Source organism: Paenarthrobacter sp. CCNWLY172 (assembly GCF_037402035.1).
Classification (GTDB): Bacteria; Actinomycetota; Actinomycetes; order Actinomycetales; family Micrococcaceae; genus Arthrobacter.
Genome location: NZ_JBBEGB010000004.1, coordinates 380,053 through 404,342, shown reverse-complemented (window position 1 = coordinate 404,342; position 24,290 = coordinate 380,053). Strand labels below are relative to the sequence as shown.

Below are 24,290 nucleotides of genomic sequence, written 5' to 3'. Positions count from 1 at the left end.
GGAGAGTAGGACACCGCCGGACAACCATTAAGGCAAGAGCCCCGACCACAGGTCGGGGCTCTTCCCCTTTAACCACCCAACCCCTAAACGAGGCAAAGCATCCATCAACCGGGAAGATCCGGTGAGCTCCAGAAATCGGCCACATGGGGCGCCAGCGCTTTGCCTTGCTGAAATCCTGCTCGGGCCGCTGACGGACGCAAGGACAAATCCATCGCCCTGACGCCGAACATGTACTCGGATTCGTTGTGAGGAAAGATTGTTTCAACCTGGCTGCCGTTGGCATGCAGCGCGTCCACCTGCCCAGCGAGGTGCATGCCCCACTCCAACGGAGTCCGCGTACGGCCGCCGAAAGGGGCCAACACCAGCACCCGTGAGTACCCAGTTGCCAGATCTGCGTTCTCGGCGTTGGCGCGGTATCCGCCGTCGATGTACTGGTTGCTGCCGATGCTGTACGCGAAGCCGCTGGCGCAGCTGGCGGCAACTGCGTCTACCAGATCCACTCCGCTGTGGCGGTGGAATACCACCGGATCACCCGTCCGGGCATCCACCGCGGTCAGGAGGATTGTCCGTTCCGGCCACTGCGCTTGGGGCAAGCGGGTTGCCACTGTGTCACGCCATCGTGCGCTGCAGCCTTCCAGGGCTTCGGCCATTTCAATGGCTGCTGCCCCCAATCGCCGGCGCATATCGGCCATGTCCGTGGAAGCACTCATGATGTTGCCGGTCCGTTCCATCTGGTCCACTACTGGCCTGGCGCCAGACCCAACCACGCCAAACCCGGCCACGCCAGACCCAACAACACCAGCCCCAACCCGGCCGGCCCGTACATTGTTCGCCGGTTCCGGCGGGGATGCGGCAACGATGGCATCAAACAGCTCGGTTGGGGTGGCGCCGGCGAGTTGGGCTGCGGCGGTGGACCCTGCTGAGGTGCCAATGGTCAGGTCTGCGGTGGTGACGTCCAGCCCGGCGTCGAACAGGCCGGCGATAATTCCGATCAGCCACGCGTTGCCGGTTGAGCCGCCGCCACCGAGGACCAAGGCCCGTCGGGGCGTTGCCGGTCCCGTGACGGCCGAATCGGCGTCGACATGTGGCTGGGACTGGACGGGCGCCGGTAACCCGGGCGCCGTCGTCGGGCCGGCGTTAAGTGATGAAGTAGTTGATGTGTCCATGGGAGTCGCCTTTCGCGAAGTGCGTGACGGACGCTCCCACTCGCGATCAGCTCAGTCGCGGGATCGTGGACTGCAGGGAGCGCCCACTATGGATACTGCGTTCATGGGTCTCACCTCCTGTCGAAAGTTCACGATCACGCGAAAAGTTATCACTCTGTAGGCACCTGCGCAATTGTTGGGCAGGCGCCGGTAGAGTCTGGGGATGAATCTCACACGATACGTCTCCCCAGGCGCGGGCAGAGCGGGCGGCGAACGGGTGAACCTGCGCCCTGTTGAGCTTTCAGACGCGAAAGACCTGGCTGCTGCTTATCTGCGTAATCGAAGGCATTTGGAGCAATGGGAGCCCACCCGTGGAGATGACTTCTTCACCGTGGGAGGCCAGGAGGCTTCGATACAGGCCAAGCTCGGCCTCTATGCCGCTGGCAGCGAAGTGCCATGGGTCGTCACCGGCAGCCGGGGCATTCAAGGAATGATCACACTGACCGGCATTGTCCGCGGTCCTTTCCAGAACGCCAATCTGGGCTATTGGATTGATGCGGAATGCACCGGAAGGGGTTTGGCGTCGTGCGCGGTTGCCGCCGTCGTGAATATGGCAACAGAGGAGCTCGGCCTCCATCGGGTCCAGGCCGCGACACTGCTCCACAACACAGCGTCCCAAGCTGTCCTCAACCGATGCGGCTTCGAACGGATCGGCGTTGCGCCCGCCTACCTGCACATATCGGGGGAATGGCAGGACCACCTTTTGTTCCAGCGCGTCCTGTTCTGATGGGGCACAGCGGGAGGTCTGATGGGCAGTATGGGGGGAACGGGCCAATGCCGTAGGGTACGCCAAGGGCGTAAAGCACCCCTAAAAACCCCGAAAATCCGGTGATTTTGGTCAAAAAGGCGCGGAAACACGCGGAATTTGCTGGCCATGCCAGCCCAAGCTGGTAAGTTTTCGAACAGTGGCTTGCTCGCATTCCGCTTGAAAGCTCAAAAACGTATGAGTCCAGGAGGACGTAAATGGCTAAGAACCGTAGTGAACTCGTTGCAGAGGTAGCAGGCAAGGCTGGCACCAGCCAGGCAGCAGTCAACTCCGTGCTCGATGCACTGTTCGAAGTTTTCGAGACTTCTGTCGCCGCCGGCGAGAAGATCACCATCCCGGGCTGGCTCGCAGTTGAGCGCACCGACCGTGCAGCCCGCACCGGCCGCAACCCGCAGACCGGCGAGACCATCCAGATCGCAGCCGGCCACAGCGTCAAGCTGACCGCTGGCTCCAAGCTGAAGGCTGCTGTCGCAAAGAAGAAGTAATTACTCTTCGGCGAACGCCTGGAAGGGACGGCAACCTGACGGTTGCCGTCCCTTCTGCTTTTTACATATCCACATAGCACCCGTGATGCACATAGCACCCTCCCGATTCGCAGCCTTGCGACAGGTAGCGGACAATGGATGAGTGCCATCAGCAAGAAATTCCGCAACTGCCCCTTCGCCTGTTCCCACGCCGGGAGCGCGGGGAGGCACTACAGTCGCGGGGATTTCCGTACCGTGGCAATTGGCCGGTCTGGCGGCGCTGTTCCTGACGCTCGCCGCGGCACTCATCTTCTCAGGTGCTTCCGCAGCACGGCAGGTCTCGGACCCCGGCGAGTTGGTCCGGTGGGGCCTTCCGGTCGCAAAGGCCATCCACAACGTCTCCGTGGCAACTGTGGTGGGCGGTTTGATTTTTGCAGTCGGCATCTTGCCCAAGAACCTCGGTGGCTCGCGGTCCCGCGACAAGAATGTTGAAGCACCCGAACACCCCGCTTTTGCCCGGGCCCTCGCCGTCGCTGCAGCCGCGGGAGCAGCATGGACATTGTCCGCAGTGGCAGTCCTCGTCCTGACCTACGCAGACGTAGCGGGCCAAGGGCTCTCCGGCGACGCCGAGTTCACCCGTTCGCTGGTGTACTTCATGACGGACATCGAGACGGGCAAGGCTTGGCTCGCCGTCACCATCATCGCCGCAGTGGTCACTACCGCGCTGTTCGGGGTGCGCTCCTTGACCGGGCTGGCGTTCACTCTGCTGCTGGCCCTGATCGGGCTCATTCCCACCGCATTGATCGGACACTCGTCGAGTTCCAGTGACCACGAAGGCGCCATCAACTCACTGGGACTCCACCTCGTAGGGGTCTCTACGTGGGTGGGCGGAATCATCATGCTCGCTGTCCTTTCCACGATCCTCACGGGTTCCCGGAGCAAGGGAACGCCGGACATCACCGAACAAACCCTCCGGCGGTTCTCGGCACTGGCCGGCTTCGCCTTTGTGCTGGTGTTCGCCTCCGGCGTCATCAATGCTGCCATCCGCGTGACAAACCCCGCGGACCTGTTCGGCTCCCCGTACGGCCAACTCATCGTCGCGAAGTCCTTGGCCACGCTCGTGCTGGGTGGCATCGGGTTCATGCACCGCCAGTGGGTCATTCCCCAGCTCGGCAAGAACGGTTCCATGTCTGCCCGCCGCGTGCTATGGCAACTGGTTCTGGTTGAGCTGCTGGTCATGGGCGCGACGTCGGGACTTGCCGTTGCGCTGGGCCGATCGGCTCCGCCGCAGCCCACCACCTATGCGCCTGATGCATCGCCGTCGTTCATCCTCTCCGGCTACGAGCTCCCACCGGAGCTCACTCCGGAACGCTGGTTGACGGAATGGCGATTCGACTGGCTGTGGGTGGGAGTGGCGCTGTTTGGTGCGGTCACCTACATCATGGGCATCATCAAGGTCCGCAGGCGCGGAGACAAATGGTCCTGGTTCCGATCGGTGAACTGGCTGATCGGCCTCGTGGTGCTGACGTACATCACCTCCGGCCCGCCTGCCGTTTATGGCCGCGTGCTGTTCTCTGCGCACATGGTGGACCACATGGCCCTGACCATGGTTGCCCCGATCTTCCTCGTTTTGGGCGCACCCGTCACGCTTGCCCTGCGGGCACTGCCTTCCAGGGGAGAGGGAGCCAACGGCTCACGGGGACTTCGCGAATGGCTGCTGCTGTTTGTGCATTCCAGGTTCTCGCAGATCGTGACACACCCGTTGTTCGCCGCAGCCAACTTCGCAGGCTCCATCGTCCTGTTCTACTACTCGGATCTTTTCGGCCTCGCGATGCGAGAGCACGTGGGCCACGAGCTCATGAACGTGCACTTCCTCCTGACCGGCTACATCTTTGTGCTGAGCATGATCGGCAGCGATCCTCTGCCGCGCCGCGCGCCCTACCCGATGCGCCTGCTTCTCCTGCTGGCCACCATGGGCTTCCACGCGTTCTTCGGCGTGGCCATCATGGGTGGCACCGGGCTGCTGGCAGCCGACTACTTTGGAAACCTCGGCCGCGCCTGGGGTCCGTCGGCCATTGGAGACCAGCAACTGGGTGGCGCAGTTGCGTGGGGAATCGGCGAAGTACCCACATTGCTGGTGGCGATCGGAGTGGCCGTGATGTGGTCACGCTCGGATGAACGGGAGACCCGCCGCGTTGATCGTGCCGCGGACAGGAATAACGACGCCGACCTGAGCGCTTACAACGATATGTTTGCCCGGCTCGCTGACCGCGATGCCAAAATGGCAGGCCGCACTGCCCAGCCTTCCAGGACGGTCGAACCATCCCGGACCGCCCAGGCCGAACGTGGCGACGCCGAGAGCAGCAATGCCGAACGCGGCGACGCCGAACGCAACAATGTCGAACGCCCAGACTCTGCAGTGCAGACTGAACCGAACACCAAGCTGGAAGGACGCTGATGAGCGAAACCGTACGCACCCAACTCCGGGTCCGGGCCTCCGAACTAGAGGGCCGCGGCTGGCTCAACACGGGCGGCAAATCCTTGGACTTGGAGTCCTTGCGCGGCAAGATCGTGCTGCTGGACTTCTGGACCTTCTGCTGCATCAACTGCCTGCACGTTCTTGACGAACTGCGCCCCCTCGAGGAGAAGTACTCCGACGTCCTGGTGACGGTGGGCGTACATTCGCCCAAGTTCGAGCACGAAGCGGATCCCGTAGCGCTGGCATCGGCCGTTGAGCGCTACGAGATCCACCACCCGGTCCTGGACGACCCGGAACTAGCCACGTGGAAGGCCTACACGGCCCGTGCCTGGCCCACGCTGGTGGTCGTCGATCCCGAGGGGTACATCGTGGCCCACCTTTCCGGCGAAGGCCATGCCGACGGCCTGGCTGTCCTGCTGGAAGAACTCGTCGCCGAGCATGAAGCCAAGGGAACCCTCCATCGCGGCAACGGCCCCTACGTGGCTCCCGTGCCGACGTCGGGCACTTTGCGTTTCCCGGGCAAAGCCACGCAGCTGCCGAACGGCAACTACCTCGTAGTCGACTCCGGCCACCACCGTCTGGTGGAGCTTCGACCGGACCTGGAAACCGTAGAGCGCGTCATCGGCTCCGGCACCAAGGGGTACCTGGACGGCCAAGCGGAGATCGCACAGTTCAATGAGCCCCAGGGCGTCGCGTTGCTCCCGTCGGAGCTTGCATGGAAACTGGGCTACGACGCCGTGGTGGCCGATACCGTCAACCACCGCCTCCGTGGAGTGACACTCAGCTCCGGTTACGTGCAGACCGTCGCCGGAAACGGTGTGCAGCGGTTGCTCGACGCCGGACCTGCCCGAGTGACGGACACCGGCGCCGGTACTTGGTCTGAACATCACGACGCCGGCCCTGCTGACTTCGCGGCCGACGCCATTGATGTGGGGGCGCTGGGTCTGGGCACCGAGGTTTCCCTGTCCTCACCGTGGGACGTGGTGTGGAGCGATAAGCTGCAGCGCGTTGTTATCGCCATGGCCGGCACACACCAGATCTTCGCCTTCGACCCCCTGGGCAACGAGGTTTCCATCCTGGCCGGCTCCGGTCTGGAGGGCCTGCTGGACGGCAAGGCTGAAGAGGCCTGGTTCGCCCAGTCCTCCGGCCTGGCGATCGACGCCGAGGGCAACATCTGGGTTGCGGACTCGGAAACGTCGTCCCTTCGCCGGTTGGTGCTGAGCGACTCGGGCGTCACCGTGGAAACCGCGGTGGGCAAAGGGTTGTTCGATTTCGGCTTCCGCGACGGCGAGGCCGCTGAGGCCCGGTTGCAGCACCCCTTGGGTGTCACCGTCTTGCCGGACGGTTCTGTAGCCATCGCAGATACTTACAACGGCGCCGTCCGCCGCTACGACCCCGCTACCAAGTCGGTGTCCACGTTGGCGAGGGGCCTCGCTGAGCCTAGTGATGTCGTGGTGGTCCAGGTGGAAGGCAGTGAGCCGCTGCTTGTCGTGGTGGAGTCCAACAAGCACCAACTGGTCCTGGTTCCGATCCCCAAGGAAGCCCAGCAAGTGGACGAAGGCGCTTCCCAGACGCACCGTCCCAAGAGCCCGGTGACCCCCGGCCCGTTGGAACTGGCCGTCCGTTTCACTGCGCCGACAGGCCAGAAGCTGGACGACCGATGGGGCGATCCCACGCAGATGAAGATCTCTTCCACGCCGCCGGAACTCCTGGTCTCCGGAGGCGGAACATCGGTGGGCTTGCTGCGCACCCTGGAACTCTCCGCCGACGTTCCCGAAGGCATCCTTCACATCACCGCCCGTGCGGCTGCTTGTGATGGGCCTGAAACTGAGGACGGCGAAATCCCGGACCACGCCGCCTGCCACCTCTACCAGCAGGATTGGGGCATTCCGGTAGTCCTGCAGGCCGACGGTGAGTCCGAGTTGGTGCTGGACCTGCGCGGCATGGACTAACCCACTGACTGAAATGGCCCGGGCCCACTTTTCGATAGGTTGGCCCGGGCCTTTTTCATGCCCTGGAACTGGTCGAAGGCGAGCGAGTGCGGCGGGCCGGTGCAGCAGGTGAGTGCGGCCGACGTGCCAATGGCAGGCCTGTGCGGCGGGCCGGGGAAGCTTAGAAGGTCAGCATCGGGGTGACTGTCACAGTGTCGGCGTTGACATCCAGTTGGGTGGTGAAGCTGAAATCGTGCTCAACGCTGAGGTCGTTGACGTACCCGGTGAACAGGTTGATTTCCCGGGCGGTCAGGGTGGCCTTGCCGTTCAGGGGAGCCACCACCCATTTGCCGCCGAAAGGTTCGATAGTGATCTTGGGGTATTCCGTGATGGCCCACTTGATGGTTCCGTCCACCACACGGGCGTTGCTGGCGTGGTAGAAGGGGCAATCGGGCTGGAGCCGTTGCTGTTCGGTGGCCTGCGCCGCGCAGCTGTCCAGGAATTCGCGGACCTTCCCGGCGACTGCCTCGTTCATGGACTTGGTGGAACGCGTCTGCAGGTTCAGGGGAGCCTGGCCGCCGTCGCGGGTTGAGACGAGGGCCGAGGTGGGCGGCGCCTCGAAGAAGGTCCCGTTGAGGCTGGCCTCGTACTTACCGGGGAAGAAGACAGCGAAGGTGTTGCGGCCATTGGGCATATTGACGGGCACACCGTTGAGGGTGGCTTCGCTGGCATTGACCACCGTGACCTCAATGGTGGGCAGCGTGGTGGGCACGAACGCCCACTTGGCGAAGAACAGCCACTGCGTCCCGGTCCGTTCCATCAGGAACTCGGTGTGAAGTTTGCTGCCGTCCAGGGTGTAGTCGACGGGGACTGCCACGCGGTTGCTGCCCCGCGATTCAGGGTTCCCCACTGTGACGTCGGACATCTTGGAAGCGGCTGTTTGCAGGGCGGTGCCATCCAGCATGGCGGCGTTCGAGCTGGGCACTTTGGCCCGCAGGAGGCCCAGCGCTTCTTCGCCTTCGCCCTTCTGCAGCGCCGCCAGGTACTCCTTGACGGGCTGTTGTGGGCTGGCCACCGACGAGCTCACCAAATTGATGCAGACGATGGCCCCGGCGGCAGCAAGCATCAGACCGAGCAGCCATCCGGCTGCGGTCTTGACGAACGCTTGACTCAACTGCACGCCCTTTACGTTACCTGCCGCGGCAGCGATCACTGTGCAGGAAGGCGCCGATATGACGTATGTCCACCGATTGGAGAAGGCTCGACGGCGGGCGGCAACAAGCGTTGTTGCCACCCGGCGTCGTACTGGTGCCCGTCAGGCGGGACTAGCGGCGGCGCCGTGAGGAGGTGCCGAAGACGCCGCGCATGAGGTCACGGCCCAGCTGCGTGCCCATGGACCGGACCATGCTTTTCAGCCCGCCGCCCAGCGCACCACCGAGGGCGCCGGCGATGTCTCCGAACATGCCATCCTGCTGGGCCGGAGCCTGCTGCGGAACTGGAGCAGGCGCGGGAACCGGGTAGGGCTCAGGTGATGAGGACCGCGAGCTGGGGCGGCCGAGGATCTCTTCCTCGATCCGGCGCGCTTCGGCGTCGATGTCGGACTGGGAAACCCCGGAACCCCCCGATGATGCGGAAGGCACCGGTGGCAGTCCCGGAGCAGCATCGCCGGTGGATACGGCGGCCTGGCCACTCAACTTCTCGTACGCGGAGAGGTTGTCCACGGCGGTGCCGTACTTCACCAACAAGGAGGACCCTGCCACGGTGCTCTTGATGAGGTCGTCCGCGCTGGGACCCATGACGGACTCCGGGGCGCGGAGCCGGGTCAACGCAACCGGTGTGGGCGCACCCTTCTCATTCATGACGGTGATGACGGCCTCGCCGATGCCCGCGGACGTGAGCGTTTCTTCGAGGTCGTAGTCACTGACGGGGAACGTGGAGACGGTGGCCTTCAACGCTTTGGCATCCTCGGGGGTGAAGGCGCGCAAGGCGTGCTGGATGCGGTTGGCGAGCTGGCCCAGGACGTCAGCAGGAACATCCTTGGGTGTCTGCGTGACGAAGAAGATGCCCACCCCTTTGGAGCGGATGAGCCGGACGGTGGTGGTGATGGCGTCGAGGAAGGCCTTGGAGGCGCCGTTGAACAGCAGATGGGCTTCGTCCAGGAAGAAGACGAGCTTGGGCTTGTCCAGGTCGCCGGCTTCGGGGAGGTCCTCGAAAAGATCAGCCAGGAGCCACATGAGGAACGTGGAGAACAACAGGGGCTTGGTCTGCAGCGTTGGCAATTCAAGGCAGCTGATCACGCCCCGGCCATCCGGCGCTGTGCGGAGCAGTTCGGCGGTATCGAACTCGGGCTCGCCGAAGAACTTCTCCATCCCCTGGGCCTCAAGGGTGACCAGTTCGCGGAGGATCACGCCGGCTGTGGCTTTGGAAAGCCCGCCAAGGTTTGCCAGTTCGGTCTTGCCCTCGTCCGAGGTCAGGAACTGGATGACCGCACGGAGGTCCTTGAGGTCGATCAGCTCCAGGTTGTTCTTGTCCGCGAAGTGGAAAATCAGTTGGAGGCTGGATTCCTGCGTGTCGTTCAAATCCATGATGCGCGAGAGCAGGATTGGCCCGAACGAGGTGATGGTGGCACGGACGGGAATACCGTGGCCATCCCCACCGAGCGAGAGGAACTCAACGGGAAAATTCTTCGCAGACCACTCCTGCCCCAGCGCCGAGGTGCGTGCGGTCAGCTTCTCACTGCCGGTGGCGGGCGTGGCCAGTCCTGAAAGATCACCCTTGATGTCCGCGAGGAAAACCGGGACACCCGCCGTACACAGCTGTTCGGCCATCATGTGCAGCGTGACCGTCTTGCCGGTGCCCGTGGCGCCGGCCACCAGTCCGTGCCGGTTCATCATGGCGAGCGGGAGCCGGACCTGGGCCTCTTTGTGGATCTCACCGTCCACGATCGCGGCGCCCAGCTCGATGGTGGCACCTTCCAGGGTGTACCCCTGCTGGATGGTGGCAAGTTTCTCGGCAGTTGTTGCAGTGGGTTTCTTGGCCATGCGCATAGCTTAGCTGTGCACGGCAAAATCCTTGCTGAACGCCAAATGCTTGATGTCCTCGGGGTCTGCGGCGAGGTCGAACAGCGCCTTGTAGCCCGTGGCAAGGTAGAGGTTTTTCGCCTCCGGCTGGCGCGGGCCGGTGGTGAGGTAGAGCTTCCGGTAGCCGCGTCGTCGCGCCTCATTTTCCAGTTCCGTCAGGACCAGGCGTGCCAAGCCGCGACGTCGGTGGGCCGAGTGCGTCCAGATCCGCTTGAGTTCGGCAGTGTGGTCGTCATAGCGCCGGAACGCGCCGCCGGCCACTGACTCGCCATTCTCCTGGATGATGATCAACGCGCCGTGCGGGGCAGCGAACTCTTCGGCAGGGTACCGGTTCAGTTCCTCCGCGGCCCCTTCGCTGCTGAACAGGTCGCCATAGCGGGTGTTGTATTCGACGGCGAGCTCGTCCAGGAGGGGGCGAACGCGGGGATCGCGCATGGGCAGGCTGAGGACGGTCAGGCCCGACGTCGGCAGGGTTGGCGTTGTTGTCATGTCAGGCCTTTCGTAGGTGGAATCCAAGTAGGTAGCAGTTAATGCCGTTTTGAGGGCTCATAACGGCGTTAACTGCGACTCAGTTGGGCGGGCGGCAGCAACAGTGGACAGGATCCTCCGCGCCAGGGCGTCGTTCTCCCGGAAGGGTGCTGCGTTGGTGTTGGGCCGTGCAAAAGCCCCGGCACCCCACCCGGACGTCCACGGGCCCACCGCGAACAAACCCCTCTGAGGAGTACCAACAGGGGACAGGACCTCGTGATTCCCGGAGACCAGCAGCTTTCCTGTGGAGTGGGCACCGTCGGAGGTGAGGAGCCGCTGTTCGGTGCCCCATCCGGCGTCGTGCAGGTCAAACAACGCGGGGTTGGCGGAACGTTCCACCGAAGCGGCAGGCAGCCGCGCCTCAATGTACGCGGCGGCGTCCACCACAACGGGCGATTGGAACGAGCCGGCAACGAACCTGCCCATGGAATCGTCGGCACGGACCCACATGCCCGGACCCAGGAACTTCAGGAACCCGGCCCGGTGAAGTGCCAGCATCTCGCGGAGGCGGTGGGAGGGCGGCCCGGAGTCGACGAAGCTGAAGAAGCCGTGCCACCACCCGTGAATGGCCTGCTGGGAGCGGGCATTGAGCCTTTCCTGCGGGACCAGGCGGCCGAGGTCCATGTAGACAAACAGCAAGGCGGTGAAAAGGGCCAGGGTCTCGGAATGGTCGGGGCTGGTGCGGAGATCAAGGTCGCGCTGGATATACGCGGCCACCGAGCGTTGCACTGAGTCATGGTCGGCGAACGCGCAGCCGCTCAGGGGATGGTCCAGCTTCTCGAGGTCCAGGCGCAGCGCCGGATCCGGCACGGAGAAGTTGACCAGTTCTTCGCGGGCAGCGCTGTACCAATCGAGGGCCTCGAAACGTGACTCAAAACTGGTCCACGTCCCCAATACCCGCTCCGGGTAGCCGGTGAAGAGCTCGCGGTAGTAGGCGTACCCGGCGTCCTTGGCGATCAGCGGCCACAGGTGCTTGCGGAAATCGAGTTCCTGATGCTGGGCGAGGAGCGCATCAATGGCCTCTGCGGTGAAGTATCGCGGGCGGGCGATTGGCTCGCCGCGCAACGTGGAGGAGATCTTGGAGTGGAAAGGTACACCGCGCCGGGACCCTGCCCAGACCCGCGGTTCGGCGCCGGAGGCTACGTAGTCCAGGTGGCCATCGGGCGTTTCTTCGAAGCGGCCACCACGTCCCTCGAACAGCAGCACGAGCAGGTCCACGAACGCCAGGCCCATCCCGGAAACGATCACGTCCTGGCCGGGTTCAATCGCGGAGTAGTCCACGTCCGTGGTGTACGACGGCGGCGCATGGAACCCGCCGTGCCGGGCAGCGAATTCGCTGAGGCGGGCGGACTCGGGGTCGGGAACGGAATCTGTGTGCCCCAGCGCATACACCACGACGTCGGCAAGCACCTCCGCACCGGAAGCCAGCCGCACGCGGTGAGGACCGTCGTCGAGCCCGCTGTGAGACCCAGCGGAGGCGCCGTCCGCAACCGAACGCTCGACGGCGGTGGCCGTGTCCCGATGCACGGTGACCGTCGCGTCGGAGCCCAAAGCGCTGACAGCCCGGCCGAAGAACCATTCAAGGTACTTGCTCTGAAGTTGACGGGTGGGAAACGACCCCGGAGTCAGCGAGCGAAGATGTTCGAGCAGGTGCGGCTCCAGCGAAGGAACATCCCGGATGCTGCCGTCCAGCACGCCCGACGCCCACGTGGACAATCCCGGCCCCTCCACCGACGGGCCGTCGCAGGCTACCGAGGCGTCCGTGAACATGGTGACGTCCGCAGCCGTGGAGTTCAGCAGCAGCCCGGGATCCTGGTCATAGCGCCAGATCCTCCCGGAACCGGGTTCATGGGGTTCGATGACGTGGATGTGCAGGGGACCGAGGAACACCGCAGGACGGTTGGCGGCAAGCCGTTCCAGGACGCCGGCGGTGCGCGGGCCGCCGCCAATGAAGGCGATGGCTGGAACTCGTGACGGCATGGGATCTCCTGAAGAGCAGTGGTGTTGTGATGCCCAATCTAGGGACGAACCGGGCCGCTGGTCGAGGCGGTGGTCACGGCCGTTCACCACGCGTCACGTCACGTTAAGGTGCGCAAAGAAGGGACGCATATGGCGCCTGATGACATCGATTATGACGTTGTACGAACCCTTGCGAAGCCGCGCGAAGCCCAGTGAAGAAGTGCAAATTCCCGCCTTGCTGCGGGGTTTCGCACGCCCATAGATTGGCAGCCATCCGATAGACAACAACCGATCTGAAATGAGGTGGCGCATGAGTGCAATCGCACCGCCTGCCACGGCGGACACTGCACCGCCCACCCCGGATTACTCCGAGTACAAGCTGGTCCCTGCACGTCACCCGTGGCGGTGGGTGGGCACCGTGCTGGTGGCTGCCGGCGTGGCCGCCATCGCGTGGTCGCTGGTCACCAACCCGCGCTGGGAGTGGGGCGTGGTGGCCGAGTGGTTCACCGCCCAGTCGGTAGTCAACGGGCTCATCGAGACCCTCAAACTCACGGCCATCTCCGGTGTCCTTGGCTTTGTCCTCGGTTTCATCCTGGCCCTCATGCGCCTGTCGGCCTCGCCGCTGCTGGTCTCGGTGTCCTGGACGTTCTCCTGGATCTTCCGCTCCACTCCGCTGCTGGTCCAGCTCCTCCTCTGGTACAACCTGGGGTACCTGTACGAGAAGATCAGCCTGGGCATCCCGTTCACGGACGTCCGCTTCTTTGAAGCCCAGACCACCACGCTCATCAGCCAGTTCGCCGCAGCGGTCCTCGGCCTCACCTTGAACCAGGCGGCCTACTCCGCCGAAATCATCCGCGGCGGCATTCTCTCCGTGGACCAAGGCCAGCTCGAAGCCGCCTCGGCCTTGGGCATCCCGGCGTGGAAGCGTTCCACCAGGATCGTGCTTCCCCAGGCGATGCGGGCCATCCTGCCCAACGCGTTCAACGAGATCATCGGCCTGGTCAAGGGCACCTCGATCGTTTACGTCCTGGCGTACTCGGAGCTGTTCTACACGGTCCAGGTCATCTACAACCGGACCCAGCAGGTGCTGCCACTGCTCCTCGTGGCGACGCTCTGGTACGTGGTGATCACCTCCGTGCTGAGCATCTTCCAGTACTACATCGAACGCCACTTCTCCAAGGGCGCACTGCGGACCCTGCCGCTCACCCCGTTGCAGAAGGCCCGCAAGTTTTTCACCACACACGTTGCTGTCTCTCCCACCAAGGACGCCCGATGAGCATCATTGCTTCACGCAAGGAAAACACGACGACGGCGGCACAGCCTGACGCTGAAGCTCCGGCCCGCGATTCGGCCGGCACAGTCCCGGCCGGAAAAGCTCCGGCCGGCGCAGCCAAGGCCGCCACCCGCGGCCAGGTGGACATCACCAACGTCCGGAAGTCCTTCGGCGCCACAGAGGTGCTCAAGGGTGTTTCCTTGTCCGTCCCACCGGGCGGCGTCGCGGTGATCGTGGGGCCGTCGGGCTCGGGCAAGTCCACCCTGCTGCGCACCATCAACCACCTGGAAAAAGTCGACGGCGGCTACATCACCATCGATGGCGAACTGGTGGGCTACGAAGTCCGCGGCAACAAACTCCACGAACTGCGCGAGAAGGACATTCTCAAGCAGCGCACCCACATTGGCATGGTGTTCCAGAGCTTCAACCTGTTCCCGCACCTCACTGCCCTGGAGAACGTTATCGAGGCGCCCATCGTGGCCCAGAAGCGTTCCAAGGCCGAAGCCCGGAAGCGAGGATTGGAGCTCCTGGATCGGGTGGGCCTGAAGGACCGTGCAGACGCCTACCCGCGCCAGCTGTCCGGAGGCCAGCAGCAACGCGTGGCCATTGCGCGGGCGCTGGCGCTTGATCCCAAGATCCTCCTTTTCGACGAGCCCACCTCAGCACTGGACCCCGAACTCGTCAACGAAGTCCTGGACGTCATCCGCGAACTCGCCAAGTCCGGTACCACGCTGATTGTGGTCACCCACGAGATGGGCTTTGCCCGGGACGTCGCTGACACCGTGGTCTTCATGGACCAGGGCCAGATCGTCGAATCCGGCACTCCGCAGGATATCTTCGCGAACCCCCGTGAGGAACGTACCCGCAGCTTCTTCTCCAAAGTCATCGAACCAGCTTTCAACATCTAGGACACTCCATGCTTCGCAAGACCCGCACCTTTGCCACGAATAAGAGCAAGCTCCTGGCGCTCGCAGTACTTCCCGCCGTTGTGCTTCCCGTGCTGGCCGGGTGCTCCGATCCCGGGGCGTCGGCAGCCAAGCCGGAGTCCGAAGCTGCCAAGAACGGCGTTGTCTACAACACCTCCGTGGACCAGAACCGGATCCGCGGCGAGAAGGACACAGCTGCCGCAGCGGCCGTCCCGGCAACGATCGCCAAGGACGGCAAGCTGACCGTGGCTACCACCGCTGGTTCCATTCCGCTGTCCTTCCACGCCACGGATGACAAGACGCCGATCGGTGTGGAGGTGGACATCGCCCAGCTGGTGGCCGACAAGCTCGGCTTGGAGCTGGACCTTCAAGTGACGTCGTGGGAGAACTGGCCGCTCAAGACCCAGTCCGGTGACTTCGAAGCCGTATTCTCCAACGTGGGCATCAACGCAGCCCGCGTGAAGCTGTTCGACTTCTCCACCTACCGCGCCGCGTACATGGGCTTCGAAGCGAAGAAGAGCTCCACATACGACATCAAGGGTTCAGACGACATCTCCGGGCTGAAGATCTCCGTGGGCTCCGGCACCAACCAGGAGAAGATCCTGCTGGCCTGGAACAAAGAACTCGAGGACAAGGGCAAGGCGCCGGCCACCCTGCAGTACTACTCTTCGGATGCCGACACCATTCTGGCCCTCTCTTCGGGCCGCACGGACTTGAACCTGGCACCGTTCCCGTCCGTCACGTACCGCGAAAACACCCGCGACGACCTCAAGGTAGTGGGCAAGGTCAACGCCGGATGGCCGGCCGAAACGCTGGTAGCCGCCACAACGCTCAAGGGCAACGGATTGGCTCCGGCCATCACCGACGCACTGAACTCCACCATCAAGGACGGCTCCTACGGCAAGGTCCTGGAACGCTGGGGCCTCTCCGAGGAAGCCCTGCCGGAGTCCAAGACCGTCACCGAAGCGACGTTTGGGACCCCGGCCGGGACCACCAAATGAAGTTCCAGGTCCTTGACATCATTCCGCACCTGAAGAACCCGGTGACCGGAGAGATCGTCTCCACCGCCGACCGGCTGAACCAAGTGGTGGAAACGGCCCGCCGGGCCGAGGAGCTCGGTTTTGACAGCTTCTCCGTGGGGGAGCGTCACGCCGGCGAGTTCGTCTCGTCGTCCCCGACGACGGTTCTCGCCGCGATTGCCGCCGTCACCAGCCGCATCCGCCTGCAGACCGGCGTCACCGTGCTCTCCGTCCTGGACCCGGTACGGGTGGCGGAGGACTACGCCACCATCGACCAACTGAGCCGAGGCCGCCTGGAGCTCGTGATCGGCAAAGGCAACGAAGTCCTGCAGTATCCGCTCTTTGGCCTGTCATTGGATGACCAATGGGACCTGCTCGCCGAGAAATACGCGCTGCTGCGCACGCTCTGGCGCAAGGAAAGTGTCACGTGGTCGGGTCGCTTCAGGCCCGCGCTCACCGAACCAACCACGACGACGCCCCGCCCCTTTGCGGGGTCGCCCCGGATTTGGCACGGCTCGGCTACAACCCTGACGTCCGCTGCGCTCGCCGCCAAGTGGGGCGACCCGCTGTTCACGGCCAACGCCATCCAGCCACGGGAGAACTACAAAGTCCTGATCGACCACTACCGCGAAGAGTACGAGCGCCACGGGCACGATCCACGGCACCAGTACCTCGGCTCGGGCAGCGGCGCCGGAGGAGTGTTCATCGCGGACACCACACAGGAAGCCATCCGCCAGTACGGACCGGTCTATGAAGGACTTACTGCCAGCCGTAACGTCCCCGGCAACAACTCACCGTTCCGGGATATCCAGCACGCCGTGGCCGAGGGACCGGCACTGGTTGGCAGTCCGGAGCAGGTCATCGACAAGATCCTCAGCTACCACTCGCTGTACAACCACGATCTTCAGTCAATCTCCTTGCCTACTACGCTGCCGTTCGACCAGCAGCTGGAGATTCTGGAACGCTTCGCCCTCGAAGTTATCCCAGCCGTTCGCGCTTCCGCACCCAGCACGCTGTGGGAAACCGGGGATCCCTTTGCGGGCCGACCCGAATTTGCCGGGGCCACCGAACCGGACGCCGCAGCCACCGTGACAGCAGACCATGCCTTCAACAGGAGTGATACCGCACATGTCTACGCACACTGAAACAGCACTCGAAGCCTTCGACGAGGAATGGCAGGAGTGGCACGAGGCCCATGAGCGTCACCGTGCCCACCCGCACGGCTTCCTCGCAGTGACCCACCTGCACTGGCTCGGCAGCGAAGCGGCCCGGCTGGAAGGTGCGCCGGGCACGTGGAGTGTGGACGCCGACGTCGTACGTGTGGTCCTGGAGCCGGGCGAAAGCCTGCAGCAGGATGGGGTGGAATTGAACACCGGCTCGGGCAAAACGCTGGAGCTGGGCCCCATCGAGGAACGCGGCGGGATCAACCTGGTCTCCGGCGACACCGTGATCGAGGTGGCCAAACGTGGCGGCGAGTACATCGTTCGGCCTCGAAATCCGCAGAATCAGCTGTTGCAGGAGTACCAGGGAACACCTGCATACACCCCCAATGCCGCATTTGCCGTGGCAGGTACCTTTGTTCCCTTCGATGCTCCGCGCCCCACCACGGTGGGTGCCGCCGTCGAGGGTATCCAGCATGTTTATGAAGCACCGGGTGAGATCCGCTTCAAGCTGGCCGGTGAAGAACTTGCACTGACCGCGTTCAACGGCCACGCACCCGGCTCACTGTCCGTGCTGTTCACAGACCAGACCTCCGGCAAGACCACGTACGCGGCCAACCGCTCGCTATCCGTGGTTCCCGCAGCTGATGGCTCTGTGCAGCTCGACTTCAATCGAGCCGTGAACCTGCCGTGCGCCTACACCGACCTCGCAACCTGCCCGCTGCCGCCTGCCGAGAACCGGCTTCCGGTGGCCATTGAAGCCGGCGAAAAGATCCCCTACGAACGTCAGGACCAGAAGTGAGCTCCTCCGAAGAAAAGAAGGCCGGATTCCTGGCCATTGAACTCGATGGCGCCGGCTATGAGAACCTTGCAACCGCCGTCCTCGCCGCCGAGTCCGCCGGCTTCCACGCGGCAACCTTCACGGACGGACGGGTTCCCGGCCGCGCCAACGCCCTGCAGCGTGCCGCGTTCGCCGGTCCCGTCACCCGGAACATTGCCGTGGTCCCTGAGGTGGACACCGTCTACACGGAGCCCTTCCATATCTCCACGCAGCTCGCGAGCCTGGACTACGTGTCCGGCGGCCGTGCCGGGTGGATTGTCACAGCCGCTGAGTCGCCCGAGGCCGCTGCCGCCGTCGGACGTTCGTCGGTGGAAGGCGCCGCGCTGGCACACGAGGCCGCAGCGTCCATCGAGGTAGGCCGCCGACTGTGGGACTCCTGGGAGGACGACGCCGTGATCCGGGACGTCGCCACCGGCCGCTACATCGATGTGGACAAGCTGCACTATGTGGACTTTGAAACACCCTCCGATTTCCCGGGTCCGGGCTATTCCGTGAAGGGTCCCTCCATCATTCCGAGGCCGCTGCAGGGCCAGCTGCCGGTGCTGGCCGCGGCATCGCTGGTGGGCGATGGCTTGGTGCCTGCTGATGCCGTTGATGCTGTGCTCGTCTCTGCCCCTACTCCGGAGCTGCTCGCTGGGGAGGTTCGCGACGTGCGGGCCCGCCTGGGTGCGTCCGTGGCGATTGTCGTCGAGCTCGACGTCGTCCTGGACGCGCGCGGCGAAGCTGCGGCTTCGCGCTCCGGGTCCGCTGAGGAAACCGGACGGGCGCGGTTTATTGGCTCTGCCGCGGCTCTCACCGATCTTCTCGACTCGCTCCTCCAGGAATCCGACGGCGTCCGTCTCCACCCTGCCGTCCTGGACGTGGAGCTGGATGAACTTTCACGGGCAGTCCTTCCGGAACTTCGTCGCCGCGGTTCCCTGCGGGCGCCCATCCAGGACGGCACGTTCCGCGACCTGCTGGGCCTGGGGCCGGCGGAGAACCGTTATGCAACCACCGCTACCGGCGCAGGAAAGTAAAGGAACACCATGACACGCGACATTTTCCAGCCGAGCGGCCAGATCCAGTTCGGTATCTTCTTCCAGGGCGTCAATTCCGGCACCATTTGGAAGGCCCCGGAATCCGGTTCGCAGACGGACTTCGAGTCGTTCCGCCGGCTCGTCCAGACCGCAGAGCGCGGCAAGTTCGCTGCTTTTTTCCTGGGCGAAGGGCTGCGACTTCGCGAGCACTTGGGCCGCCCGCACGCACTGGATGTGGTGGGCCGTCCGGACGCGCAGACCATGCTGGCCGCGCTTGCTGCAGTAACCACGAACATCGGTTTGGTGGCCACCCAGAACGCCACGTACAACGATCCAGCGGACCTCGCGCACCGTTTGTCCTCCCTGGACCTCATCTCCGGTGGCCGCGCTGCGTGGAACATCGTCACCACGGACAACGCCTGGACCGGTGCGAACTTCCGCCGCGGTGGATACCTGGATCACGCCGACCGCTACCGGCACGCAGAAGCCTTTGTTGAGACCGCCAAGAGGATTTGGGATTCGTGGGAAACGCCGAGCGGTCCAGCGCGGAGGGTCCTTCACGAAGGCCAGCACTACACCGTGGACGTCACCCCGTTGTTGCCCCGAAGCGCCCAGTACCGCCCTGTCCTCTTCCAGGCCGGGGACTCACCTGAAGGGCGCGACTTCGCGGCCCGCCAGGCCGACGTGATCTTCTCCGCACATCCGAAGTTCGACAACGCCGTGGAATTCCGCCGCGACATTGTTGCCCGCTCGGTTGCCGCCGGGCGTGGGGCCAACGCCGTCCAGATCATGCCGGCCAGCGAATTTATCCTCGCTGCCACTGACCAGGAGGCCCAGGACAAGAAGGACTGGGTCCGCAGCCTCCAGATCGGCCCGCAGCAAGCCATTGCCTACCTGGAGCAGTTCTGGGGCCGCGAGCTCTCCTCGTACGACCCCGATGGGCCCCTTCCGGAGATCGATCCCGTGGTGGAAGAAACCTCGGAGACCCGCGGCAGCGGATTCCACGGCGCCAAGGCCCGGCAGCTCGCTGATCAGTGGAGGGCCGAGGCCAAGGACAAGGGCCTCTCCATCCGCCAGTTCGTCACGTCGAAGACGGCACGCGTCGACGCCACTTTCACCGGCTCCTACACCGCAGTGGCGGACCACCTGGCGGAATACGCCCGGGTTGGTGCCGTGGACGGCTTCAACATCTCGCCGTGGCTGGTCCCCACCGGCCTGGATGACATCGTGAACCATCTGGTGCCCGAACTCCAGGAACGCGGCGTCTACCCCACGGAATACCGAGGCACCACACTTCGCGAAAACCTTGGGTTGGAGACGCCGGTGCGCTCGGAAGAACCGGCGCGGGTCCGATGAGCATGGGCCGACTGTTGCAGCTCTGCCGGCGCTGGTTTGGTTTCACGCCGGACCAGCACGGCAAAGCGCCCGACGGCGGCGGGCCGGGTCCCGCCGTCGTCGACGGTTCGCGCGGGACCGTCAGCCTGCAGTTGACGGTGTTGGGGCAGCCGCTTTAGAGCAGTTCCTTGAAGACGTTCCAACCCTGGCCGATGGGACCATACGGGCCATACAGCCCTGTGCTTGATGCGCCGGTAAGGTAACTGAGAAGGTTGCCGTTGGCGTCTACGGCAGAGAGCTCGTTGTATTTCGAGTGGCCGGAACTGCCGAGTCCGGCCACTTGGGAGAACGACTCCCACCCGACGCCAACCTGCGCAGGTTCCTCCCAGCCGCCATGGCCGTCGGAGGGGTACTGGTGCAGCTGGCCATACTGGTCGCGACCGAAAATATCCACGGCACCATCGGCGTTCATATCGCCACCGGTGATGATCTTGTTCATGACCTGCCAGCCCCACCCCACCTGCTCGGGGTTGAGCCAGCCGCCGTCTCCATCGCCGGGGTAAAGGAAAAGGCCACCTGCTGCATCGCGTGCCAGCACATCGTTGGTGCCGTCGCCATTGAAGTCGCCCGGGCCCACGATGGCATTGAAGACGTTCCAGCCCTGGCCTACCTGCTCGCGATCGAGCCAACCGCCCTCACCATCGCCGGGGTAGAGGAAGAGTTTGCCTGCGGCGTCCCGGCCGAGGAGGTCGTTGAAGCCGTCGCCGTCGAAATCGCCGGGGGAGAAGACGATGTCAAAGACGTTCCATCCTTGCCCTACCTGCCGGGGTTCGTCCCATGAACCCCAATACGCAGGGCAAGGGCCCTCGCACATGCCTTTGTAGTACGTGTAGGTCCGTGGGTAAAGGATGAGCCTGCCGTCGTTGGTCCGGGCGAGGGGCTCAAAGTTGCCCCTGCCGGTCCACCCCATGGCCCGGCTGGAGGCTTTCACGGGCAGGGATTCCGCGCTCAGTTGCGTACCGGTGGGGCAGCCTTGGTTCCCGGGTGTCAAGGGATGTACCCGCATCAAAATGCGGCTTCCTTGGTCCTCTGGGAGGATCCGCAAGGTTTCCCCTTGCCGTTCCTCCGGGAGCGTCTCGCCGTCGCGCAACCACTCCAAAGTAATGGCGTCGCCCCCACCGTCCGGATTCCTGCAGCCCCAGTAGCTGTAGTCGTACTGTCGGCGCAGCTCGGCACCCACGTACGGGGCGCCGTCGATGATTGGCGTCGGTTGGTTGTCCGCAGTGGCAGGCGGTGCCTCCGCGACCAAAAGTCCAGCTGCCAAAGCTATCGCTGAAAGCGTTGAAAGCCGTGTGGTGCGTGCTCGAACGTTCCCCATGATGTTCCCCCCGGAAGCCTGCATTGACGTTTGTGCTGAGGCTACCGCATGGGCGGCCGGCGGTCAGGAGGCGTGGGGGTTCGGGGCCACCATGAAGACGTCGATCGGGTCCTCGGATTCCAGCATGAAACCATGCCGCTCATACAAGCGGCGGGCGGCGCTGCCCTGAAGCACGTTCAAACGGAACGGGCGTTCGTCAACGGAGGCAGCCATGACGTGACGCAGCACGGCACCGCCCAGGCCCCTGCCTTGGTGGGTGGGAGCAACATAGAAGTGCTCGATCCACCGCTCGTCGGGCTCCGGACGAACGGCAATGACACCGGCATCCACGCCGTCGGTATGGATGATGTAGGTGTACTCCGGCTGGAAACCGTTCAGGAACCGCTCGCGCACACGGACGGGATCGAAACGGTCCAAGCGTTCAAGGTCCGGGCGCATCACCACAGCGCGCAGTTCCGCTATCCAGGCAGCATCCGAGGCAACGGCAGGACGGAGGGCAAAATCGGCAGGCATGGAACAAGCCTATTCCGCCGGACCCAGCCCACCCGCGCAAACCATAGGATGAAACGGACGGAAAGGTGCAGCCACGATGGTCACACGCGAAGAAGTAGAAGCAGCGTACTCACGGACAGCGGGCTGGGTCCGCCACACGCCCCTCGCCGAGAGCGGCGACCAAGAGCCGTACCACCTGTGGTTCAAATGCGAATACATGCAGCACACGGGCTCGTTCAAAGCACGGGGTGCCTTCAACCGGCTCCTCACAGCGAAGGAGAACGGCGAGCTGGACCCGACAGCCGGCGTCGTGGTGGCGTCCGGCGGCAACGCAGGCCTGGCCAACGCGTACGCGGCAGCCAAACTCGGAGTCCCGGCAACGGTGTTCGTCCCGGAGTCCGCGCCGGCGAACAAAGTCCACAAGCTCTATGCCATTGGCGCCACCGTGGTCCAGGGCGGGGCTGAGTACGCCGAAGCCTATGCGGCTGCCGTGCGCTTTGCCGAGGAGAAGGGTGCGGTCTACTGCCACGCCTACGACCAGCCGGAGATCGTGGCCGGCGCCGGTGGAGTGGGGCTTGAACTGCTGGATGAACTGCCCGACGTCGACACCATCCTCGTTGCTGTTGGCGGCGGCGGATTGATGGGCGGCATTGCGGCCGCGGCAGAGGGCAGGGCGCACGTCGTGGGGGTCGAACCTGAAACTGTTCCAACTTTGCACACGGCGTTGGCCAAGGGTGAGCCCGTGGATGTGGCTGTCTCCGGGATCGCCGCGGACTCCTTGGGAGCCCGGCGGATTGGTGGGATCGGCTTTGGAGTTGCCCGCCGCACGGGTGTCGAGAGCGTCCTGGTCACGGACGAGGACATCATCCAGGCGCGTCGTGCGCTTTGGGAGAAGCACAGAATAGTGGTGGAACACGGCGCTGCCGCAGCCTACGCTGCGTTGCTGTCCGGCGCCTACACCCCTCGGGCGGGCGAAACCGTGGCAGTGATTCTGTGCGGCGCCAACACGGACCCCGCCCACTTCTAACGGCACCCAACTGGGTCACAGCAAACGCTCCATTGAGCGGTCATTGCGACATGTGCTGTCACCTACTTGGGTCAGCGGCGCAAAGAATCCCCGCCGGTGATGTCCGGCGGGGATTCGGCGTCGGCAGGTCTGCCCTGCCATAGCGGTTCCTACTTTTTGGGCAGGCCTGCCGGGTTCAGTTCGGACGCGGGAATGGCCTCCGAAGCGAGACCCCAGCGGTCCAGGATCTTGCCGTAGTTGCCGTCCTTGATGAGGGTGTTAAGCGCGGCCTGGGCAGCCACGGCCAAGCCGTTGCCCTTCTGGGTAGTGAAGGCGATTTCGGCCTTCAGCGGCCAACCACCTTCGAGTGTGCCCACTTCCTTGGTCTTGCCATCCTTGGCTGCCTTGTAAGCTGCCGAAGCGTTGGGCCCGAACGTGAGGTCCGCACGGCCTGACTGGAGGGCGAGCTGGGAGGCGGAGTCGTCGTCGTAATACTGGAACTCAACGGGCTTCAAGCCGTTCTTCTTGTTCTCCTCATCCCAGCGGACCAGGATGGCTTCCTGGTTGGTGCCCGAGCCGACGATGATGCGCTTGCCGGCTACGTCCTTGGGTTCCTTGATGGGAGAGATGTCGGCGTCGGACTTGGCATAGAAGCCCAGGAGGTCGTTGCGGTAGGTGGCAAAGTCGAACTTCTCCTTGCGGGCCTCGGTGACGGTCACGTTGGAAAGCACAGCCTCGTACTTGCCTGACTCGACGCCCAGCGGCCAGTCAGCCCACGCTACCGGTAGAACCTCAACCTGCAGCCCCAAACTCTCACCCACGGCATAAGCGATGTCCACTTCGCTGCCGATCAGGGTTTTGTTGTCTGTGGCGAAGGTGCTCAACGGGGGAGTGCCACCGGTGGTCACCACGGTCAGCTTGCCGTCGGCCTTGATGGCGTCCGGAACCAGGGCAGCCGCGGCGGAGTCCACCGTCACCTTGATGCGGTCCTGCTGCGGGGTCAGGTTGAACTCCTTGGTGCTTGAGGAGGCGTTCGACGCCGGAGCGGACGCCCCTGTCGCCGCCGTCGCACCCGGGTCCGAGCAGGCCGCGAGCCCGAGCAAAGCGGTGGCGGCCAGCGCCGCGGTGACGCCGGTCTTGGCTGCAAAACGTGCCATTGGTTCTCCTTGGTATGCCCTCTTTGGGAAGTCTGATGCGTACTTGTGGCTGCAACTATCCGGCAGCCCGCTGATACAGGTCAAAGTGCTCTGAAACGCTGGGATACAGGGGTTCATGGCGGTTAATCGGGCGTCGAACGGGGTCACAAAAGCCTCCCGACAGCGGGTGGAAACCAGCGCGCGACGCAACTCACAGAAATAAGCCGGGTGCCGCCGTCGTTGTCGCTTAAGTGCCAGGCAACCAAAGCAGGCACCGCCAACGTACCGAAAGGCCT

General features: G+C 64.1%; 21 protein-coding genes. 13 read left to right on the top strand and 8 right to left on the bottom strand.

Features of this window, described 5'->3' with window-relative positions; all coding sequences use genetic code 11:
* Positions 1 to 104 precede the first annotated feature (104 nt).
* Positions 105 to 1,166 carry a patatin-like phospholipase family protein gene (locus tag WBN73_RS08605; protein WP_337339808.1) on the bottom strand — a complete coding sequence of 354 codons (1,062 nt, stop codon included), beginning with the start codon at positions 1,164 to 1,166 and terminating at the stop codon, positions 105 to 107.
* Positions 1,167 to 1,368: 202 nt separating this feature from the next.
* Here WBN73_RS08605 and WBN73_RS08600 point away from each other — a divergent pair, with 202 nt between their 5' ends.
* The 4 genes from WBN73_RS08600 to WBN73_RS08585 all read left to right on the top strand — a co-directional run bounded on the left by WBN73_RS08600 (position 1,369) and on the right by WBN73_RS08585 (position 6,866).
* Entirely contained in the window at positions 1,369 to 1,932 is a 564-nt protein-coding gene (locus tag WBN73_RS08600) for a GNAT family N-acetyltransferase (protein ID WP_337339809.1), read from the top strand.
* 236 nt (positions 1,933 to 2,168) lie between these two features.
* Complete coding sequence (locus WBN73_RS08595; RefSeq protein ID WP_011776355.1) at positions 2,169 to 2,456, top strand: HU family DNA-binding protein; 288 nt, start codon at positions 2,169 to 2,171, stop codon at positions 2,454 to 2,456.
* Positions 2,457 to 2,598: 142 nt separating this feature from the next.
* Positions 2,599 to 4,893 carry a cytochrome c oxidase assembly protein gene (locus tag WBN73_RS08590; protein WP_443193251.1) on the top strand — a complete coding sequence of 765 codons (2,295 nt, stop codon included), beginning with the start codon at positions 2,599 to 2,601 and terminating at the stop codon, positions 4,891 to 4,893.
* Positions 4,893 to 6,866, top strand: a complete 1,974-nt coding sequence (locus WBN73_RS08585; RefSeq protein ID WP_207595227.1) for an NHL domain-containing thioredoxin family protein — start codon at positions 4,893 to 4,895, stop codon at positions 6,864 to 6,866. Before WBN73_RS08590 ends, WBN73_RS08585 begins: the two co-directional genes overlap by 1 nt.
* Positions 6,867 to 7,026: 160 nt before the next feature.
* Here WBN73_RS08585 and WBN73_RS08580 read toward each other — a convergent pair whose 3' ends face one another.
* The 4 genes from WBN73_RS08580 to WBN73_RS08565 form a co-directional block, all read right to left on the bottom strand.
* A complete protein-coding gene (locus WBN73_RS08580; RefSeq protein ID WP_207597663.1) occupies positions 7,027 to 8,055 on the bottom strand; it encodes a hypothetical protein in 1,029 nt (342 codons plus the stop codon).
* 115 nt (positions 8,056 to 8,170) lie between these two features.
* Positions 8,171 to 9,892 carry a helicase HerA-like domain-containing protein gene (locus WBN73_RS08575; protein WP_207595226.1) on the bottom strand — a complete coding sequence of 574 codons (1,722 nt, stop codon included), beginning with the start codon at positions 9,890 to 9,892 and terminating at the stop codon, positions 8,171 to 8,173.
* Between the two features lie 3 nt (positions 9,893 to 9,895).
* Positions 9,896 to 10,414 (bottom strand): GNAT family N-acetyltransferase, encoded by a 519-nt coding sequence (locus tag WBN73_RS08570; RefSeq protein ID WP_337339810.1) that lies wholly within the window; start codon positions 10,412 to 10,414, stop codon positions 9,896 to 9,898.
* 57 nt (positions 10,415 to 10,471) lie between these two features.
* A complete protein-coding gene (locus WBN73_RS08565; RefSeq protein ID WP_337339811.1) occupies positions 10,472 to 12,433 on the bottom strand; it encodes an FAD/NAD(P)-binding protein in 1,962 nt (653 codons plus the stop codon).
* Positions 12,434 to 12,722: 289 nt separating this feature from the next.
* Here WBN73_RS08565 and WBN73_RS08560 point away from each other — a divergent pair, with 289 nt between their 5' ends.
* The 8 genes from WBN73_RS08560 to WBN73_RS08525 are packed head-to-tail and all read left to right on the top strand — an operon-like array spanning position 12,723 to position 20,161.
* Entirely contained in the window at positions 12,723 to 13,688 is a 966-nt protein-coding gene (locus tag WBN73_RS08560; RefSeq protein WP_207595223.1) for an amino acid ABC transporter permease, read from the top strand.
* Positions 13,685 to 14,593 carry an amino acid ABC transporter ATP-binding protein gene (locus tag WBN73_RS08555; RefSeq protein ID WP_242703421.1) on the top strand — a complete coding sequence of 303 codons (909 nt, stop codon included), beginning with the start codon at positions 13,685 to 13,687 and terminating at the stop codon, positions 14,591 to 14,593. Before WBN73_RS08560 ends, WBN73_RS08555 begins: the two co-directional genes overlap by 4 nt.
* Positions 14,594 to 14,601: 8 nt before the next feature.
* Positions 14,602 to 15,612, top strand: a complete 1,011-nt coding sequence (locus WBN73_RS08550) for an ABC transporter substrate-binding protein (RefSeq protein WP_207595222.1) — start codon at positions 14,602 to 14,604, stop codon at positions 15,610 to 15,612.
* Positions 15,609 to 16,775: an LLM class flavin-dependent oxidoreductase gene (locus WBN73_RS08545; protein ID WP_337339812.1), complete on the top strand. Its 1,167-nt coding sequence runs from the start codon at positions 15,609 to 15,611 to the stop codon at positions 16,773 to 16,775. The genes WBN73_RS08550 and WBN73_RS08545 overlap by 4 nt, the downstream gene beginning before the upstream one ends.
* The gene (locus tag WBN73_RS08540; protein ID WP_337339813.1) at positions 16,759 to 17,592 is read left to right on the top strand and encodes a DUF1684 domain-containing protein; all 834 of its coding nucleotides are present in this window, start codon (positions 16,759 to 16,761) and stop codon (positions 17,590 to 17,592) included. The genes WBN73_RS08545 and WBN73_RS08540 overlap by 17 nt, the downstream gene beginning before the upstream one ends.
* On the top strand, positions 17,589 to 18,647 hold the full coding sequence (locus WBN73_RS08535) for an LLM class flavin-dependent oxidoreductase (protein ID WP_337339814.1): 1,059 nt from the start codon (positions 17,589 to 17,591) through the stop codon (positions 18,645 to 18,647). The genes WBN73_RS08540 and WBN73_RS08535 overlap by 4 nt, the downstream gene beginning before the upstream one ends.
* A gap of 9 nt (positions 18,648 to 18,656) precedes the next feature.
* Positions 18,657 to 20,003: an NtaA/DmoA family FMN-dependent monooxygenase gene (locus WBN73_RS08530; protein WP_207595218.1), complete on the top strand. Its 1,347-nt coding sequence runs from the start codon at positions 18,657 to 18,659 to the stop codon at positions 20,001 to 20,003.
* 2 nt (positions 20,004 to 20,005) lie between these two features.
* Positions 20,006 to 20,161, top strand: coding sequence for a hypothetical protein (locus WBN73_RS08525; RefSeq protein ID WP_337339815.1), 156 nt, complete (start codon positions 20,006 to 20,008; stop codon positions 20,159 to 20,161).
* Here the strand turns inward: WBN73_RS08525 and WBN73_RS08520 are convergent.
* Positions 20,158 to 21,360 carry an FG-GAP repeat domain-containing protein gene (locus WBN73_RS08520; RefSeq protein ID WP_337339816.1) on the bottom strand — a complete coding sequence of 401 codons (1,203 nt, stop codon included), beginning with the start codon at positions 21,358 to 21,360 and terminating at the stop codon, positions 20,158 to 20,160. The two genes, WBN73_RS08525 and WBN73_RS08520, sit on opposite strands and share 4 nt — an antisense overlap.
* A gap of 63 nt (positions 21,361 to 21,423) precedes the next feature.
* Complete coding sequence (locus WBN73_RS08515; protein ID WP_207595215.1) at positions 21,424 to 21,873, bottom strand: GNAT family N-acetyltransferase; 450 nt, start codon at positions 21,871 to 21,873, stop codon at positions 21,424 to 21,426.
* 76 nt (positions 21,874 to 21,949) lie between these two features.
* Between WBN73_RS08515 and WBN73_RS08510 the strand changes: the two genes are divergently transcribed.
* Entirely contained in the window at positions 21,950 to 22,879 is a 930-nt protein-coding gene (locus WBN73_RS08510; RefSeq protein WP_207595214.1) for a threonine/serine dehydratase, read from the top strand.
* 149 nt (positions 22,880 to 23,028) lie between these two features.
* Here the strand turns inward: WBN73_RS08510 and WBN73_RS08505 are convergent, their stop codons facing one another.
* Positions 23,029 to 24,015: an ABC transporter substrate-binding protein gene (locus WBN73_RS08505; protein WP_337339817.1), complete on the bottom strand. Its 987-nt coding sequence runs from the start codon at positions 24,013 to 24,015 to the stop codon at positions 23,029 to 23,031.
* Between the last annotated feature and the right edge of the window lie 275 nt (positions 24,016 to 24,290).

Coding starts and splice junctions, on each gene's coding strand:
- WBN73_RS08605 (WP_337339808.1), bottom strand. CDS start 1,166: ATGGACACATCAACTACTTCATCACTTAACGCCGGCCCGACGACGGCG.
- WBN73_RS08600 (WP_337339809.1), top strand. CDS start 1,369: ATGAATCTCACACGATACGTCTCCCCAGGCGCGGGCAGAGCGGGCGGC.
- WBN73_RS08595 (WP_011776355.1), top strand. CDS start 2,169: ATGGCTAAGAACCGTAGTGAACTCGTTGCAGAGGTAGCAGGCAAGGCT.
- WBN73_RS08585 (WP_207595227.1), top strand. CDS start 4,893: ATGAGCGAAACCGTACGCACCCAACTCCGGGTCCGGGCCTCCGAACTA.
- WBN73_RS08575 (WP_207595226.1), bottom strand. CDS start 9,892: ATGCGCATGGCCAAGAAACCCACTGCAACAACTGCCGAGAAACTTGCC.
- WBN73_RS08570 (WP_337339810.1), bottom strand. CDS start 10,414: ATGACAACAACGCCAACCCTGCCGACGTCGGGCCTGACCGTCCTCAGC.
- WBN73_RS08565 (WP_337339811.1), bottom strand. CDS start 12,433: ATGCCGTCACGAGTTCCAGCCATCGCCTTCATTGGCGGCGGCCCGCGC.
- WBN73_RS08560 (WP_207595223.1), top strand. CDS start 12,723: ATGAGTGCAATCGCACCGCCTGCCACGGCGGACACTGCACCGCCCACC.
- WBN73_RS08555 (WP_242703421.1), top strand. CDS start 13,685: ATGAGCATCATTGCTTCACGCAAGGAAAACACGACGACGGCGGCACAG.
- WBN73_RS08550 (WP_207595222.1), top strand. CDS start 14,602: ATGCTTCGCAAGACCCGCACCTTTGCCACGAATAAGAGCAAGCTCCTG.
- WBN73_RS08545 (WP_337339812.1), top strand. CDS start 15,609: ATGAAGTTCCAGGTCCTTGACATCATTCCGCACCTGAAGAACCCGGTG.
- WBN73_RS08540 (WP_337339813.1), top strand. CDS start 16,759: ATGTCTACGCACACTGAAACAGCACTCGAAGCCTTCGACGAGGAATGG.
- WBN73_RS08530 (WP_207595218.1), top strand. CDS start 18,657: ATGACACGCGACATTTTCCAGCCGAGCGGCCAGATCCAGTTCGGTATC.
- WBN73_RS08525 (WP_337339815.1), top strand. CDS start 20,006: ATGGGCCGACTGTTGCAGCTCTGCCGGCGCTGGTTTGGTTTCACGCCG.
- WBN73_RS08520 (WP_337339816.1), bottom strand. CDS start 21,360: ATGGGGAACGTTCGAGCACGCACCACACGGCTTTCAACGCTTTCAGCG.
- WBN73_RS08515 (WP_207595215.1), bottom strand. CDS start 21,873: ATGCCTGCCGATTTTGCCCTCCGTCCTGCCGTTGCCTCGGATGCTGCC.
- WBN73_RS08510 (WP_207595214.1), top strand. CDS start 21,950: ATGGTCACACGCGAAGAAGTAGAAGCAGCGTACTCACGGACAGCGGGC.
- WBN73_RS08505 (WP_337339817.1), bottom strand. CDS start 24,015: ATGGCACGTTTTGCAGCCAAGACCGGCGTCACCGCGGCGCTGGCCGCC.